This window comes from Candidatus Thermoplasmatota archaeon (assembly GCA_035541015.1).
In the GTDB taxonomy this organism is placed as follows: domain Archaea; phylum Thermoplasmatota; class SW-10-69-26; order JACQPN01; family JAIVGT01; genus DATLFM01.
Genome location: DATLFM010000030.1, coordinates 1 through 15,521 on the forward strand (window position 1 = coordinate 1; position 15,521 = coordinate 15,521).

16 protein-coding genes are annotated in these 15,521 nt (G+C 69.9%); 4 read left to right on the top strand and 12 right to left on the bottom strand.

Features of this window, described 5'->3' with window-relative positions; genetic code table 11:
- Window positions 1-223 precede the first annotated feature (223 nt).
- Window positions 224-550 carry a hypothetical protein gene (locus tag VM681_02715; GenBank protein ID HVL86909.1) on the top strand — a complete coding sequence of 109 codons (327 nt, stop codon included), beginning with the start codon at window positions 224-226 and terminating at the stop codon, window positions 548-550.
- Window positions 551-569: 19 nt separating this feature from the next.
- On the opposite strand, the gene VM681_02720 is transcribed toward VM681_02715, so the two are convergent.
- Window positions 570-1,619, bottom strand: coding sequence for a hypothetical protein (locus VM681_02720; protein ID HVL86910.1), 1,050 nt, complete (start codon window positions 1,617-1,619; stop codon window positions 570-572).
- Between the two features lie 4 nt (window positions 1,620-1,623).
- Window positions 1,624-3,051 carry a class II fumarate hydratase gene (locus VM681_02725; protein ID HVL86911.1) on the bottom strand — a complete coding sequence of 476 codons (1,428 nt, stop codon included), beginning with the start codon at window positions 3,049-3,051 and terminating at the stop codon, window positions 1,624-1,626.
- Window positions 3,052-3,156: 105 nt separating this feature from the next.
- Here VM681_02725 and VM681_02730 point away from each other — a divergent pair, with 105 nt between their 5' ends.
- Together VM681_02730 and VM681_02735 are read left to right on the top strand one after the other, a co-directional pair.
- Entirely contained in the window at window positions 3,157-3,585 is a 429-nt protein-coding gene (locus VM681_02730; protein HVL86912.1) for an iron-sulfur cluster assembly accessory protein, read from the top strand.
- A gap of 368 nt (window positions 3,586-3,953) precedes the next feature.
- A complete protein-coding gene (locus VM681_02735) occupies window positions 3,954-4,553 on the top strand; it encodes a hypothetical protein (GenBank protein HVL86913.1) in 600 nt (199 codons plus the stop codon).
- Here VM681_02735 and VM681_02740 read toward each other — a convergent pair.
- From VM681_02740 to rnhB, 3 genes are all read right to left on the bottom strand, one after another.
- On the bottom strand, window positions 4,550-4,933 hold the full coding sequence (locus tag VM681_02740) for a (2Fe-2S) ferredoxin domain-containing protein (GenBank protein ID HVL86914.1): 384 nt from the start codon (window positions 4,931-4,933) through the stop codon (window positions 4,550-4,552). The two genes, VM681_02735 and VM681_02740, sit on opposite strands and share 4 nt — an antisense overlap.
- Window positions 4,934-4,982: 49 nt before the next feature.
- Window positions 4,983-6,206 carry a hypothetical protein gene (locus VM681_02745; GenBank protein HVL86915.1) on the bottom strand — a complete coding sequence of 408 codons (1,224 nt, stop codon included), beginning with the start codon at window positions 6,204-6,206 and terminating at the stop codon, window positions 4,983-4,985.
- Window positions 6,207-6,278: 72 nt separating this feature from the next.
- A complete protein-coding gene (gene rnhB / locus VM681_02750; GenBank protein ID HVL86916.1) occupies window positions 6,279-6,920 on the bottom strand; it encodes a ribonuclease HII in 642 nt (213 codons plus the stop codon).
- Between the two features lie 122 nt (window positions 6,921-7,042).
- Between rnhB and VM681_02755 the strand changes: the two genes are divergently transcribed.
- Entirely contained in the window at window positions 7,043-7,291 is a 249-nt protein-coding gene (locus tag VM681_02755; protein ID HVL86917.1) for a dodecin, read from the top strand.
- Here VM681_02755 and lipB read toward each other — a convergent pair.
- From lipB to VM681_02790, 7 genes are all read right to left on the bottom strand, one after another.
- Window positions 7,288-7,950 carry a lipoyl(octanoyl) transferase LipB gene (gene lipB / locus VM681_02760; GenBank protein ID HVL86918.1) on the bottom strand — a complete coding sequence of 221 codons (663 nt, stop codon included), beginning with the start codon at window positions 7,948-7,950 and terminating at the stop codon, window positions 7,288-7,290. The two genes, VM681_02755 and lipB, sit on opposite strands and share 4 nt — an antisense overlap.
- Window positions 7,913-9,307 carry a dihydrolipoyl dehydrogenase gene (gene lpdA / locus VM681_02765; protein ID HVL86919.1) on the bottom strand — a complete coding sequence of 465 codons (1,395 nt, stop codon included), beginning with the start codon at window positions 9,305-9,307 and terminating at the stop codon, window positions 7,913-7,915. The genes lipB and lpdA overlap by 38 nt, the downstream gene beginning before the upstream one ends.
- A gap of 80 nt (window positions 9,308-9,387) precedes the next feature.
- Window positions 9,388-10,425 (bottom strand): M14 family metallopeptidase, encoded by a 1,038-nt coding sequence (locus VM681_02770; GenBank protein ID HVL86920.1) that lies wholly within the window; start codon window positions 10,423-10,425, stop codon window positions 9,388-9,390.
- A gap of 46 nt (window positions 10,426-10,471) precedes the next feature.
- Window positions 10,472-11,644 (bottom strand): HD domain-containing protein, encoded by a 1,173-nt coding sequence (locus tag VM681_02775; GenBank protein HVL86921.1) that lies wholly within the window; start codon window positions 11,642-11,644, stop codon window positions 10,472-10,474.
- A 30-nt stretch (window positions 11,645-11,674) separates the two neighbouring features.
- A complete protein-coding gene (locus VM681_02780) occupies window positions 11,675-14,161 on the bottom strand; it encodes an MMPL family transporter (GenBank protein ID HVL86922.1) in 2,487 nt (828 codons plus the stop codon).
- A 6-nt stretch (window positions 14,162-14,167) separates the two neighbouring features.
- Entirely contained in the window at window positions 14,168-14,554 is a 387-nt protein-coding gene (locus tag VM681_02785) for a cytochrome c maturation protein CcmE (protein ID HVL86923.1), read from the bottom strand.
- Between the two features lie 164 nt (window positions 14,555-14,718).
- Window positions 14,719-15,444, bottom strand: a complete 726-nt coding sequence (locus VM681_02790; protein ID HVL86924.1) for a cytochrome c biogenesis protein — start codon at window positions 15,442-15,444, stop codon at window positions 14,719-14,721.
- Window positions 15,445-15,521 lie beyond the last annotated feature (77 nt).

The window sequence follows — 15,521 nt, forward strand, 5'->3', positions numbered from 1 at the left end:
GCGAGGGTGGGTCGATGATTGGGAGCCTCCGAGACCCCCTCGGAGGCTCCCAATCATCGACCCACCCTCGCCGCCGGATCGTTCTCCGGCGGCGCACCCTTCCTTCGCACCGTAGGCGCCACCCGCTCCTTCATATTCTTCGGGTCTCATGTCCGGCGGGGAGGCTCCTTCCTTGTGGCCCTTTGCGAAAACCGTCCGTATTTCGGCGTCCGAATTCGACCGATTGACGAAGCCCGCCGACGCGCACCTCATGTCGCTGAAAGGGCGGTTCGTCGAGGCGAGCTTCAACTTCCCCATGCCGTCGATGGAGGCGGCGGAACACATCGCGAACCACGTCGACCCGTGGCTTGAAACCGACCTCCAGGCGCTTTGCGACCTCGACGCGCGCCTCGGCCTTCGCGGCAGTCTCTCGAAGCCGTTTGAACAGGTCGAGGAGGCGATCGCCCGGCTCAAGCACGAAGTGGACGGCGACAACGTGCAGTCGCTCGTCGACAGCATGAACCGCGCCGACGCCGCCCTCAAGAGCGCGCGCAAACGCTGCGTCGGGTAGCCGCTTCCAGCGTGCGACGCTACGGCACCGCATCCTTTGCCGCGTCCACGAGCCGCCGCGCCGCCACGCTGTCCTTGCCCTGCGTGGCCCAGTAGACGGTCCAGCCCACGGGGCCTGCGATGCGCAGGTGGCCGCCCGCCGCGTTCGGGTGCCCCCCGCCGTCGAACTTCTGCGCGACGGAGGCCGCCACGGGAAGGTCCGGTCGCGAGCGGATGCTGAACTTGCCCGAGGGCTTGAGGTTGATCTCCACGTCCGTTGCCTTCTCCTTCCGCACGCGGTCGCACACGTCGCTTCCGGGATAGTCGCCGTAGATCACGCCGACCTTGTTGCGGCCCTGCTCGATGCGCACGTCCTTCACGGCGCGCCACATCTCCCGTTCGAACTCCTGCTCCCACGCGCGCGCGGCGGCGCGCACGTCCTCGTCCAGGAAGGCCTTGTCGCCAACGACCTTCTGCACGAACCGAGCGCTTCCCCAACGGTGGCGCGCGTGCGTGAGGGTCGCCGACCGGGGGTCCTTTCGGATCCAAAGATCCACGTCGCGCACGATGGCCGCAAGCTCCGTGGCGAAGTCGTCGCCGGGCAGAAGCTCGCGCGCCACGAGGCTTGCGCCGCATTCCTTGCCCTCGGCGTCGAGGCTCACGTGGTCGGCCGCGGCGCGGACGGTCGCAAGCGCGCCGCCCTCCCACTGCTTGTGGTGGTGGTCGCGCCATTCGACGCGCCAGCCCCGCGCGCGAAGGTCCGAAAGCGCGGACGCGATCGCGTCGGCTTGCCCGAGCTGGAGCGAGAGGTCGCTCACGAGAAGCAGGCGCGCGTCCTTGCGAAAGACGGCCGCGGCCGCGACGCGGCGCAGGCGGTCCAGCACGTCGCCGGGATCGCAGAAGAGCGTGCCCACGCGCGCGTTGCCGTGGCGCAGGCGCACGAGCGCGTCGGAGGTCGCCCCGTCCAGGCAATCGCCGTGCGAGAGGTGCACGACAGGCTTCTCCACCGCATGGGCGACCTCGCGGTCGAGCTCAAACGAGCGCAGGAACGCCGGCTTGAAGAAGTCCGGTGACGGCAGCGCGCGGGCCACGCGATCAGCCGCCCGAGCCGCCGCCTTCCGCGCCGCGCTCCGTCTGCTTGCGCGGGTCGAGCGCGGCGTCCACCTGCTCCTTCGTGAGGCCGCTCATCTCGTAGGCGACCTCGCGCACGGTGCGGCGGGTGCGGTAGGCGGTCTTTGCGATCTCGGCCGCGCGGTCGTAGCCGATGAGAGGGTTCAAGGCCGTGGCCATGGAGATGGAGCGCTCGACGTAGCTTGCGCAAACCTCCTCGTTGGCGACGATGCCCGAGACGCACTTGTCCGCGAACACGCGGCTTGCGCTCGCCAGCAGGTGGATCGCTTCGACGAGGTTTGCCGCCTGCATGGGAAGCATCGTGGCGAGGTCAAGCTGCGCCCACGCGCCGCCCTGCGTGATCGCGAGGCATTGGCCCTGCACGTGCGCGCAGACCATCGTGACCGCCTCCGGGACGACGGGGTTCACCTTGCCGGGCATGATGGAGGAGCCCGGCTGGAGCGCGGGCAGCGTGATCTCGCCCAAGCCCGCCTGGGGCCCGGACGCGAGGAGGCGCACGTCGTTTGCGATCTTGAGCAGGCTTGCCGCCGTCGCGTTCAGCGCGCCGGCCGTCCAAACGGGGCTGTCGCTTGCGCCCTGGGCCTCGAAGTGGTTGCGCGCCTCGAGGAACGTGGAGCGCGTGTCGGCGGAGAGCTTGGCCGCCACGAGCGCGCCAAAGTCGCGGTGCGTGTTGAGGCCCGTGCCCACGGCCGTTCCCCCGATGGGAAGCTCCCGCAGGTGGGGGAGCGTCGCTTCGATCCGCTCGATCGAGTGCTCGATCATGGACGCAAAGCCGGAGAACTCCTGCCCCAGCCGGATGGGCACGGCGTCCATGAGGTGCGTGCGGCCGATCTTGACGACGCGGTCGAACGCGCGCGCCTTGCCGTCGAGGGCGGCGCGCAGGTGGGAAAGCGCAGGCAGGAGGTCGCGCTCGATCGCGAGCACCGCGGCCACGCGAAGCGCGCTTGGGAACACGTCGTTGCTCGACTGGCCGAGGTTCACGTCGTCGTTGGGGTGGACGGACTTCTCGCCGCGCCGGCCGCCCAGGATCTCGGTCGCGAGGTTCGCGACGACCTCGTTTGCGTTCATGTTGCTCGACGTTCCGCTTCCCGTCTGGAAGACGTCGATGGGAAACTGCGCGTCGTGCCTACCTTCGGCCACCTCGCGCGCCGCGCGCTCGATCGCCTCGGCCTTCTTGGCGTCCAGGCGCCCGAGGTCCCGGTTCACCTGCGCGCACGCGAGCTTGATGGCGCCAAGCGCGCGGATCACGTCGGGCGGAAGAGGCCTTCCCGAGATTGGAAAGTTCTCGACCGCCCGCTGCGTCTGCGCGCCCCACAGGGCCTCGTGCGGCACGCGCACCTCGCCCATGCTGTCCTTCTCCACGCGGAACCTCGGGGGCGCGTCGGCGGGCATGCTCGACAAGCAGGCAAGGGGCCGCCCGTGCTTCAACCATGCGTACGAACCGTACGACGAAGCGCAAAAACGGCCGGTTGTTGCGCGATGTTTAAATAGCACGGCGTGAACTACGACACGAGCGAAACGACCATGTCCGACCACCATGGACATTCCCACGGGCATTCCCACGGCTCCGCCCAAACCGTTCCGGCGCCCGTCGCAACCGGCACCGGCGTGAGCATCACCAAGCCCGCCGCCGAGCAGCTGAAGAAAGCCGCCGAGGCGCAGGGCAAGGCCGGGCACGGCCTTCGCGTCGACGTGTACCCCGGCGGCTGCGCCGGGTTCATGTACGAGCTGTCCTTCCAGAAGGAAGCCCAAGCAGGCGACAAGGTCGTCGACGTCGAGGGCATCAAGATCTTCATGGACTCGAACAACGAGCCCGTCCTCCAAGGCATCACGATCGACTACATCGACAGCCTCATGGGCGGCGGATTCCAGATCAACAACCCGAACGCGCAGAGCAGCTGCGGGTGCGGAAAGTCGTTCGGTTGAAACGTCTTGCGCCGTGGCCCGCCTTGCGGCCCTTGACGCCAAGAGCGAACTCGTCGTGTCCCGCTTTAGGGTCATAAAAATCCAGCGTGCCGGCGGAGGCGCGGCGTCCGCTTCAAGGACGAAGGGTCAAGCGACTGGCCGCGCGGACCGTCTTTAGAGCCTCCGCGCTGTGCGCGGCAGGGGCTGCGGAAATCTCCTTCTCGCGGGCGAACTTCCACCCACGGAACTGCGCGCCGGGATCCTCTGCCACGTCGAACCGTCGGCCGGAAACGGGTTGTAGTTTGTGGAACGCCCGGCGACCGACCGTCGGTTGGTCTTTCCCCAACGGCCTGCGTCCCCTTCATGGCACGGGTCGACCATCCAGGATCATGCGCGCGATCGCCACCACGCTTGCGCTGGCCGCGCTGTTGTCCGGCTGCCTGGGCGCCGGCGAGCCCGATCCCGCGGCCGGTTGTGAGCGGTTCGGCGATCCCGTCTTTCGCGTCCACTACGAGCCCGGATTCATGCCCTACGAATTCACGGGTCCGCGGTATCTCGTCGAACAACGCGGCGCGGTCGTGGGCCTCGACGTGAACCGAACGATGCAGGGCCGCGGCACGGGCGCCGTGAGCGTGGCGCCCGGCGCGCTCACGAACGTGACGCGCGAGGAGGCCACGGCCTTCCTGCGCCAGTTTCGCGACTACGACACGAACCACGACTTCACGATCCGCCGCGCCGTCCGAGAGGCCGTGGACGCGGGGGAGCTCTCGCAGTTCTGCGGTCTTGCCGCCGGACGGATGCCCGCGCTTGCGCCGTTCTACGACCATCGCGGCTGCGCGGACGCGGGCACGGTCAACCTCACGGCGAACCTCGACTCGGGCGCGCGGACGTCGCGGTCCTATTGCGGCGCGGGCCCGCCCGCGTTCCACGACCTGCAGGAGGCGTTCGAGCGTTTGGCCGCGGGCCCGCGGGCGCGGCTGTCGCGCTAGCAGCGATTGCAGGGCTTGTACTCCGGATGGTCGCGAAGGACCGCCTTTGTCGCCTCGTCGCGCGGAAGCTTGTTCGCGCCGGGCCGGACCGGGCGGTACTCGAGGTCGCGGACGGGCGTTCCGCCGACAAGGTGCTCCTCGAGGATGCGCTCCGCCGCCGCGCGGTCCACGTGCGCGTACCAGACGTCGTCCGGGTACACGACGAGCATGGGCCCGTGCCCGCACTGGTTGAGGCAGCCCGACGCGTTCACCCGGACGCCTTTGATGCCGCGCTTCTTGGCCTCCGCTTTGAGCCACGTGCGGATCTCCACGCTGCCTTGCAGGGGGCACGTGTCGCCGGTCGTGCACACGAAGGCCACGGAGCGGTACGGCGCCGTCATGACGGGGGCGGGACGCGCGGCGGACTCTTGTACCTTGCGCGTTGCAGGCTCAGCCGCCGAGCGCTCCGGCGATCTCGCGCGGGAAGGCGCGGTGGAAGATTCGAACGTCGAAGCGGCCGCGCGGGGCAGCGGCCGACTCGAAGGCCGCAAGCGCCCGCGTCCCGTCCTCCGTTGGCACGAAGCGCACGTTCGTTCCCTGCTTGGCGCGGTCGAGGAGGCGCAGCTCGCCCAATCGCCCGCACAGCGCCGACCGCGCGGCCGACAGGGCCGGAGCAGCAGCGGGCGACCCGCGGCGCGCGCACCATTCCGAGAGCGCCGCATCGAGGGCCTCGGGCGCGCCGCCTGCGTCGCGGGCCGCGCGCAGGACGGCCGCGCACCGCGAGGCTTCCTCGGGCATGGCGCGCGCAACGTGCCGCACGAGGAACTCCCGCTCGGCTGGGAAAAACGGCGTCCAGGGCGTCGCGTCGCCGTCGAGGACGGGGCTTGGCATGCGCGCGAATTCCCAGCCCTCCTGCGTGAGGGCCACGCGGAGCGCGCCGTCCTCGCCGGGCGCGACGGCCGCGAGGCGGAGTCGGGGAAGCAGTCCGTCGAGCCAGCCGTCCCCCCGGCGCGCGGCGACGAGCGCCTCGCGAAACCGAGGCAGGCCCTCGTCCGAAGGGAAGCCGATCGACAGCCGGGCGGTCGCGCCCAGATCTTGCGCAGCTTCGCGCCGCCGCAGGAGATCGCCCACGGCCGCTGCGGCCTCGCCGGCCGACGCCAGGAACGAGTCGATCTCGACGGGCCCCTCCTGCGTGAGCGCCGCAAGCGCCCGAAGGGCGGGCTTCGCGGGAAGGAGGCGGTGGTGGTTCGGGGGAAGGAGGACGTCCGCGAGCGCGTTTGGCGCCGGGAGCGGCAGAATCGCCGGCTCGCGTCGCGGGGCCACGAGAAGGGCCAGCGCGGCCGTGCCGGAGGCGGAAGGTTTTGCCCGCTTGGCGCGCGCGACGCGCGGGGGCCCAGCCGGTGGCGGCAGGTGGGCTCGCATCGAAGGCGGCGGCGGGCGTGCTGGCGCGGAACGGGCTGGCGGGCGCAAGGAACGCTCCGGAGGCGTACCGGGTGGCGCCGTCGGCGTCGCGTGCGGTCCGGCCGACGCTTTGGGAGGCGTCGCCTCCGGCGGCAGATGGTTCTCAAGCGCGACGCTCACGAGGTGGTCGAAGCTCTCGTACTCGCCCCGTTCGAGCGCGGCCCACACGCGGCGTTCGAGACCCGGCGGTAGGTGAACGGTCCGTTTCGTCAACGAAACCCCCCGTCGGGCGTCTGCGCGGCTTCGTACTTGAACGTTGCCCTCGTTCGGACGCGCGACGGGTTGTCAGAGGTACTTTTCCAGCCGGCGATCGAGGGGGCGGTCTCCGGCGACGGTGGCCCAGTACAAGCGGGTGTGCGGGGGAAGGTCGTCGTGCTCCTGGCGCCAGCGCTGGAGGAAAGCGCGCGTGCGGGGGTCGTGCGGGTAGCCCGAGCCGATGGGCTCCCCGATCTCGCGCTCGATGTCGCGGACGATGGCGTCGCGCGTGACCTTGGCCACGATGCTTGCGGCGCCCACGATCGCGTGGGACCGGTCGGCCCCGTGCCGCGCCCGCACCTCGCAGGGCGGCGGGGGGAGCCTGCGCATGATGTGGTCGGCGAAGCGGTCCGCGACGGGATCGCACGCGTCCACGACCGCGCGCGAGGGCGCAAGGCGCGCGAGCACCTCCGCGAAGGCGTCGACCTCGATCTGGTTTAGCGTGCGCGTGCGCATGCCCGCGTTGAGCTCGGCTGCGGAGACGACGCGCACCTCGCAGCGCGCATAGGCGCGGATGCGGGTGGCGACCTGCTCACGCTTGTCGGGCGAAAGGAGCTTCGAGTCGCAGGCGCCCAGGCGGGCCAAGTGCGCGGGGCTTCGGGCGGCCACGGCGGCCACCACAAGTGGCCCCAGCACGGGGCCGCGTCCGGCCTCGTCGGCTCCGGCGAGCATGGCGGGCCCATCGGCGCACCTCGCATTAGCCCGTTGCGCTTTGGCGTGCGGACGGACCGTCGTTGGCGGACGAACGGCCGAATTTATATCCGGTGAGCGCGATGCGTCGGGGGAGGATACCGATGCCCGACCGCACGTTCAAGCTCATCGAACTCGTGGGGACGTCCAACCGAAGCTTCGCCGACGCGTGCAGCAACGCCGTCCGCAAGGCGAGCCGGACCCTGCACGGCCTCGCCTGGTTCGAGGTCGTGGAGCAGCGCGGCGCCATCGAGAACGGCCGCGTGAAGGAGTTCCAAGTGAAGCTCAAGGTGGCCTTCAAGCTCTTGGACGACCGGGAGCTTGGCGGCGCGACGGGCGCAAAGAAACGCTAGCGGCTCTTTTCCAGCCGCGCAAGCAGGCGATCCCGCGCGACGCGCCGCAGCTTGGACATGTCGACGAGGCGACCCGTCTCGCGCTGCATGCTCGTCATCATGCCCGGGTCGAAGCCGCACGGCCGGATCGCCTCGAAGTAGGCGAGGTCCGTGTTCGCGTTCAGCGCAAACCCGTGGAACGCGACCCAATGCCGAACGCCAAGGCCGATCGACGCGATCTTGCGGGGCGCATCCTGCGGTCCCACCCACACGCCCGTGTGCTCCCGCCCCTCGCGCGCGTGGCTCTCGACGCCAAAGGCAAGAAGCGTCTCCTGCAACGCGGCCTCGAGGAGGTGGATGTAGTCGCCGATCTTGAGCCCCCGCCCGGTGAGGTGCACGATCGGGTAGCCCACGAGTTGGCCCGGCCCGTGGTACGTCACGTCGCCGCCGCGTTCGATCTCGTAGATGGGAACGCCGAGCACGGGCGCCTGCGGCTTGTTTTCTTCCTGCGTGCGGCGGCCGCACGTGTACACGTGCGGGTGCTCGACGAGAAGCAGCGTGTCGGGGATCTTCCCGGCGGCGCGCTCCTCGACGAGCGCGAGCTGGAGATCCCAGACCTCCTTGTAATCGGCAAGCCCGAGGTCACGAACTTCGATTGATCGTGTGGATGGCTTTTCCATGCGCGGCCTCCGCCGCCTCCATGATGGCCTCGGGCAACGTCGGGTGCGGGTGCACCGTCGCGGCGAGGTCCTCCAGCGTGGCGCCCATCTCGATCGCAAGCGCGGCCTCGCTGATGAGGTCGCTCGCCTCGGGCCCGACCACGTGCACGCCAAGAACGACGTCCGTTCGAGCATCGGCCACGATCTTTACGAAACCGTCCGTCTCGCGCGTGGTCATGGCGCGACCGCTTGCCGCAAACGGGAACCGCCCCACGCGGACCGTCAAGCCCTTCGCTTTGGCCTCGGCCTCCGTGAGGCCGGCCGTCGCGACCTCGGGATCCGTGAAGATCACGCCGGGCACCGCGCGCTTGTCCCACGCCGCGGGCTTTCCGGCGATGACCTCGGCCGCGACGATGCCCTCCTGGCTTGCCTTGTGCGCGAGCATGGGCGGTCCGGCGAGATCGCCGATGGCGAAGATCGCGGGGTTGCTCGTCTGGCGTTTCTCGTTCACCGGCACGAATCCCTTCGCGTCGACCTTCACGCCCGCCTTGTCGAGCCCGAGGGTCTCGGAGTTCGGGCGGCGCCCGACCGAGAGGAGGATGCGGTCGGCCGGGATCTTTTCGACCTTGCCGTCGGAAAGCTCGACCTCGAGGACGCCGGCGGCGTGTCCCTTGGCCTTGGCGCGCAGGTGCCAAGCCATCCCCAGCGCGCGCATGCGCTTTTCCACCGGCCGCACGAGCTCGGGGTCGGTTCCCGGGAGAAGCTGGTCCAGCAGCTCGACGACCGTGACCTTGCTGCCAAGCGCGGCGTAGGCCATGCCAAGCTCAAGCCCGATCACGCCGCCGCCGATCACGGCGAGGTTCCGCGGCACCTCGCGAAGCGCGAGCGCCTCGGTGCTGGAAAGCACGGTCTTCCCGTCGAAGGAAAAGCCGGGGATCTCGACGGGGCGCGAGCCGGTGGCGACGATCGCGTGCTGGAATTGGACCGTCTTCGTCCCGCCGGTCGCCCGAACCTCGACCGTCTGCGGCCCCGTGAACCGTCCCTCGCCCGTCAGGACCTCCACGCCGTTTGCCTTGCACAGCTGGCCGATGCCGCCCGTAAGGCGCGAAACGACGCCGTCCTTCCATTTCTGGAGCTGGCCCACGTCCAGGCTGGGCTTGGCCGTGATGCCCATCTCGGACGCGTCGTGCAGCCGGTGCAGCGTCTTGGCCGCGTGGATGAGCGCTTTGGACGGGATGCAGCCCACGTTGAGGCAGACGCCGCCCAGTCGGTCCTTCTCAACGAGGACGACCTTCTTGCCAAGCTGCGCGGCGCGGATGGCGGCGACGTACCCGCCCGGGCCCGCCCCGAGCACGAGGACGTCCGTCGTTTGCGACATGGCGTCGGGATGCCGGCGAGGATATATGAAGCTCGCACCCGGACGGGCCGCGACGAACTCGGATCCGGTCACTGGCCTACTTAGGCCGGGATGCGCCATTGCGCGTACGCGCGCGCGTTCTCCAAGAGATGCAGGTTGATCGGCAGGACCTCCTTCGACCACTGCAGCGGATCGTCGGACTGCTCGCCGTAGTGTTCGGTGACCTCAAGCGTGAGGGCGACGCAGTGGTAGGTGAGGTAGCACCAGTCGGAGCTGCTGCCGCTGGCTGCCCCGGGCGGAAAGAGGCGTTGCGCGGTCTCCTCGGCCGTGCCCGTGTTCTGGTACGGCGTGTTGGCGCGCGTCCAGGACTCGATGTGCTCGAACAGGGCGTCGTCGGAGGCGGGCATCGGATGCGGGGGATCGCACGCCGACCAGGGCCGGATGAGCCCGTGGCGGCCCGTGTGGTGGCTGAGGTAGATCTGCGGACGGAACTCTTCCATCAGGGTTGCGAGGGAAGCCGTCTCGGGCTCCGAGAGGGGCCGGGGACCGGCGTAGTACGGAAGCGCAGGCGAGAGCGTCTGCGAGCGGCACAGGGGGCTCGGGTTCCCAAAGTCCACGTCGAAGTTGCGGTTCATGTCCACGCCGCGCGAGTTCCCGCGCGTGCCGGCCTCGCGCCCGTCGGGATTGAGCAGCAGCACCACGCGGACGTCCGCCTCCTCGAGCACGCGCGTCACCGTGGCGTTGCGGCCGTAGTTCTCGGCGAGGAACGCCGCAAGGTAGATCGCGGCCTCGATGCCGTAGACCTCGTTGCCGTGGATGCCCCCGTCCACGAGCACGCGGACGCGATCCGAAGCGTCGCCGGGGGCGGTCAGGCGCACTCCAAGGATCGGGCGACCTTGAACGCTCTCTCCGATGGAAAAGGCCCCGCCGACGGGCCCCGCTGCCGCCACGATCGCATCGCGCACCCGTTCCACGTCCGCCACGCGGTGGAAGCCTGATACGAGGGCCGGGGGCGCTGCGGGAAGATCGGCCACAGCCGCCGCGGAGGGCGCAAGCGGCGCCTCGGGCACGCCCACGCAGCCGGCCAGCACGACGACCAAGACGATCTGCAAGGACGCGCGGCGCGACGGCCAATGCATGGACCCCCAGCCGCCGTCGGCCCGCTTAAAGGTTGCTGGCCGAGTCTCATCGTGCTTGCGCCAGCACGCGGGGCGCCGCCTGCGCAACCTTCTCCCTCGCCGCCGCGTCGGCGTACACGCGCAGGCGCCAATGGTCCATCTGCGCTTCGCGGAGGATGCCTACGATCTTGCTCGCCTCGACGATGGGCCGCTCCCCGGAGGGACCCACGATGCGCACGTCGACCTCCTGCAGGATGGGAGGCTCCGGCACGTCGACGAGGACGTCCTCCTCCGGCACGCCGGCCTCGCTTGCGAGCGCGGCCTCGAGCCTCCGCCGGCCGTCGTGCCCGCCGTGCCGCGCGATCGCATCGCGTCCCGCCTGCGCGAAGGTGGCCTCGAAGGCGAGCTTGTGCAGCCGACGCTCCTCGACGCGCGCGAGCCACCGGCGGGAGGCGTCCGCGCCCGATCGAAGGCGGGCGAGCAGGGCGACGTCGTCCATGCGGGAGAGCTCCTCGCCGGAGAGGAGGCCCTCGGCGAGCGCGGCGTCGATGGCCTGCCGCAGCATCATCTCGGCCGCGCGGCAGGTGTGGTGGAAGTACACGGCCGTGTACATGAGAAAGCGCGTCACGAGCAAGGTCTCGGCGGCCGCCAGGCCCTCCTCGTGGAGCGCAAGGCGTCCCTTCGTCCACAGGAGCTTCGAGACGATGCGCTCGACGTCGAGCCCGACGGTGACGCCCGTGTAGTGGCTGTCGCGCGCAAGGTAGTCCATGCGGTCGACGTCGAGCTCACCGGAGACGAGCTTGCCAAGCTCGCCCTTCCCCGCCACAAGCTCCGCCACGCGCGCGGGTTCGAGCCCATGGTCGCGAAGGACGTCCCCGAGCGGGCCGTCCAGAAGGAGGTCGCACCCGATCCGGACGTGCCCGCGGCCCGTCTCGCGTTTCACGATCTCCTCCGACAGGTGGGAGAAGGGTCCATGGCCGACGTCGTGCAGCAGGACGGCCGCGCGCACGTGCGCCGCGTCGCGCTCGGGAAGCGAAAGCTCCTCCGTGGCCATGCGCGCGAGGTGGTGGGCGCCCACGCAATGCTCGAAGCGCGAGTGGTTGGCTCCTGGATAGACGAGGTGCACGGTGCCGAGCTGGCGCACGTTGCGCAGGCGCTGGAATTCGGGCCGGTCGACGAGCGCCAGCGCCAAGTCGTCCAGCAGCACGTAGTCGTGCACGGGGTCGCGCAGCCGCTTCACGCGGCGGGAAGCCCGGCCGACCTCTTGAACTCATTCCCGAACTCGCGCGTACAGGGGCGGCACGACAAGGAGCGTGACCGTCCAGACCACGAGCACGGCGATCGCCGTCGCAAGCGCGCTTTGCGACGACAGCACGAGGTCGCCGCGAGCAAAGACGGCAAAGGCAAGCGCCGTGGTCGCCATGCTGTAGAAGACGCCCTTGCCAACCGTGCCAAAGACGCGGTCGGGATCGCGCTCGCGGCGCATGCCCCACACGAGCTGGAGGGCCATGTCGCTGCCCACGGCCGTGAGGAACACGATCGGGAGAAGGAGCGTGAGCGACAGCTCGACGCCCGCCGCCGGAAGGACGCCCAGCCACCACGCGGTCGTTCCGAGCATGACAAGGAGCACGGTTGCGACGTCGCGCAGCGATCGCGTCGCCAGGGCGACGAGGAGCACGACGACAAGGGTGGAGGCGACCGCCACGAGCGCGATCCACGGGTAGCCGTGCTTCACGTAGAGGTAGAACGTGTCCTGCGTGCCCACGAGGTCGCTTCGCGTCCCGGGAAGGGGCGGACTCTGCCGCGCGGCCGCCGCGATGCCCGCGTTCATGCGCTCCCAGGCGTACTCGAGATCCGAGTACGCGCCGCCGCGAATCTCGTAGAACACGTGGACGACCGAAACGCTTGCGTCCTCGTCCACGAACAGGGCGGCAAGGCTCGCAAAGGCGGGATCCGCGTACATCTCCCGGATGGCGCGGGCGGTTCCCTCCCGGGTCGCGGGCACGTTGTAGCGCCCCGTGTCCCCCTGCTTGAGGACGACCGTGCCTCCGACGCTCGTGAGGCCGTGTTTGAGCGTCTCGTACGTGTCGAGCGCGACAAGGAGCGTGTTCGCGTTCGAGGGCCTCGTTACGAGGTCCGTCATGTTGTTGCGGAACTCGCGCTCAAGCGCGCCGAGGTAGGCGATCGTGCGCGGATCGGCCACGTCCCCCTGGCGCGGCGGGATGACGGTGAGAAGCTCCGTTCCCGCGCCGCCCCAGTTCGCGTTGTAGTACTCGTAGCTCTCCCGAACGTAGTCGCCTTCCCGGAAGCCGCCGGAGATCTCGAAGTACGGCTGCAGCTTGGAGGCGTTGGGGACGAGGACGACCGTTCCGGCAAGGAGGAGGGCTATGGCGGCGATCCGGTGGCGTCGGAGGAAGCCGGCGAAGGCCCGCGTTCCCCGCGCGGGCCGGAAGGCAGCCGGCGGCGCGCGGCCGACGACCAGCGCCAGAAGCGCGGGAACGACGGCAAGCGTGAGGACAAGGAGCGTCACGAAGAGGAAGGCGCCCAGAAGCCCGAGGTGTCGCATGGGCACAAAGCCGCTCGGGACGAGCACGAGGAAGCCGGCGACGGTGGTGGCGGCGCTCACGACAAGCGCGGAGCCGACGCCCGCGCCGACCTCGTACAAGGCCGTCTCGTCGTCGTCCCCCTCGTGCCGCCGGACGTGGTACGCGGTCGCGAAGTGGACGAGGTAGTCCACCCCCGCTCCGACCGAGATCGGCACGATGAGCATGCTGAAGAAGTCCAAGGGGACGGACAGCCAACCCATGAGCCCGTACGTCCATACGAGCCCGGCGCCAAGCGTGAGGACGGCCACGCCGGCGATGCGGACGCTGCGGAACTGGAGGAAGAGGACGCCCGCGACGGCGACAAAGACCCAGGGGAGATACGTGCGGAAGTCGCGCTCGGCGAGCTCCGTCGCGTGCGCGTTGACGAGCTCCCCCAACGCGTAGACGCGCTCCGTGTTGAAGATGGCGTGCGCGCCGCGCACGCTCTTGCCCTCCCGCAGGAACTCGCGATACTCGAGGACGGTCGCAAGGAACGCCTGCGACGCCGGCAGGACCTCCTCGGGTCCGGCGCGCGTCGTCGGCAGGTCGTACATGAAGACGAGGATCGTCGCGTGGCCGTCGGGCGTGAGGATGCCTTCGATGGCCGGACGCGCGCCCTCGTACAGCGCCGCCCAGTACGATTGGAACGTGTGCGAATCCGGCGGAAGCGCGAAGGCGGTGGGCGTCTTTGCGCCGGTCACAGGATGGATGGCGACGCTGTAGTTGACGAGCTTGACGAGGTACGGCAGCCCGTATTCGTACTTGAGGACGTTCTTGCCGAGCTTCGCGTTGGTCCCGCGCACGAGGAACTGGTTTGCCTCCTCAAGCGCGCGGATGACGGGCTCGTCCGTGATGCACCAGGGGTCGGCATCGAACGAGCGGCTGCAGGCGTTGCGTCGGTACTCGGGCGAAAGCTCGAGGTACACGGTCTCGATGGAGCGGAAGCCCGGGATGCGCTCGAGCGCGAACTCGTTTGCCTTGTAGCTTGGGTGCCAGGTGGGCATGAGGTCGTAGTCGGCGCTTCGAAGCTCGATGCGCGGAAGGCCGGCCCCCAGCACGATCGTCAGCAAAAGGGCCCAAACGAGCACGCTGCGGCGGCGGCGCGCCGCCGCGGCGCAAAGGCGGCCGACGGCGCCTCCCAACCTCCCCGCCCGGCCGGGGTCGACGTTCAACGGACCTCACTCCACGGTGGGCTCGTAGCGGGACGCGCACCCGCCCTGGATGTCGTGGGCGTGAAGGACGGGCGAGCCGTCCTCTTCGACAAGCACGCCCGCTACGACCACGGTGCGACCGGCTTCGAAGGCGTCCGGCAGGGACCCGGGCCAGCGGACGCGAAGCGTGGAGATCTCGTCCGTGATGGAGAACGTGGCGCCGTGCGGGCCCGTTTCGAAGGGAACGGCGGCGACGATCGCCTTGATGTGGACCTCCCGGCCGACGTACGACGGCGGATCCGAGACGATCGCGGACACGGTCTGGAAGCCTTCGGGGATGGCGCCGGCGAAGGCGACGACGCCGCCTGCGGCGGCCAAGCCCACGAGCAGCAGGACCTTCGCGCGGCGCCTCATGGCGCGCCGCCATGTCGCTTGCGTTCAAATAGTTTTTCGGTGGAGAGCGCGCTCAAGCCGACTCGCCTCCCGGCGCAAGCGCCAAAGCCGCAGGGCATAGATCCCAAGGCCCGCCCAGACGACCGCAAACGAGACCGCAAACGCCGTCAGGTCTTCTCCCACCGTCATGGAAGCTCCTCCGCCACGGCCAACTGCCGCGCGCGTTCCTGCCGCAGCGATTCGATGCGCTCGCCCACCGCGAACCGCTCGACGACGAGCGCGGCGTACACGACCACGAAGACGAGCATGCCGACGCCCAGGATGGCCCCCATGCCCGGCGACAGGCCCGAACCTTGCTGCAGGAAGTCGGGGTGCGGGGAGAAACGCGAGGCAAGGTACGACAGGGGCACGCCCACGAACCCGAGGACGCCAAACACGGCGGAAAGACGCGCGCGCCGGTCGGGGTCGTCGACGCTGCGGCGCAGCGCGAGGTACCCAAGGAAGGTGAGCCACAGCGCGCCCGTCGTGACGAACTTCGCGTCGCCCAGGAGACGGAAGGCGAAGTCGTCGCCGCCGGAGAGCGAGACGCTGAAGAACTCGACGCGGCTCCACACGGCGCCCGTGAACAGCGCGATCGACGTGAGGACGACGCCGACCTCCGCGCTCGCGGCCGCCCACCGGTCGGAGCGCTCGCCCCCCCGGCGCAGGTACTCCACGGAGGCGGCAAGCGTGACCGCGAAGGCGAGGTAGCCTGCGGCCGCGGCGGGCACGTGGAAGTAGAAGATGCGCTGGGTGAGCGGGGCGGAGAACCGTGCCGCCGTCGGCGCGACGACGAGGGCCAGCACGACGAGAACGACAAGCCCAACCGAGGCGGCGGCAAGCAGCGGCACGCGCAGCCGATCCAGGTTCACGTCCATCCCTCCACGATGCGGTCGAACAGGAGCGCCCCGACCGCCGAGAAGGCGATGGCGTACCCTCCCAAGAAGGC

Excerpts from the sequence above, each read along its gene's own strand:
- VM681_02755 (HVL86917.1), top strand. The coding sequence starts at position 7,043 with ATGCCCGACCGCACGTTCAAGCTCATCGAACTCGTGGGGACGTCCAAC.
- lpdA (HVL86919.1), bottom strand. The coding sequence starts at position 9,307 with ATGTCGCAAACGACGGACGTCCTCGTGCTCGGGGCGGGCCCGGGCGGG.
- VM681_02770 (HVL86920.1), bottom strand. The coding sequence starts at position 10,425 with ATGCATTGGCCGTCGCGCCGCGCGTCCTTGCAGATCGTCTTGGTCGTC.
- VM681_02725 (HVL86911.1), bottom strand. The coding sequence starts at position 3,051 with ATGCCCGCCGACGCGCCCCCGAGGTTCCGCGTGGAGAAGGACAGCATG.
- VM681_02785 (HVL86923.1), bottom strand. The coding sequence starts at position 14,554 with ATGAGGCGCCGCGCGAAGGTCCTGCTGCTCGTGGGCTTGGCCGCCGCA.
- VM681_02735 (HVL86913.1), top strand. The coding sequence starts at position 3,954 with ATGCGCGCGATCGCCACCACGCTTGCGCTGGCCGCGCTGTTGTCCGGC.
- lipB (HVL86918.1), bottom strand. The coding sequence starts at position 7,950 with ATGGAAAAGCCATCCACACGATCAATCGAAGTTCGTGACCTCGGGCTT.
- VM681_02740 (HVL86914.1), bottom strand. The coding sequence starts at position 4,933 with ATGACGGCGCCGTACCGCTCCGTGGCCTTCGTGTGCACGACCGGCGAC.
- rnhB (HVL86916.1), bottom strand. The coding sequence starts at position 6,920 with ATGCTCGCCGGAGCCGACGAGGCCGGACGCGGCCCCGTGCTGGGGCCA.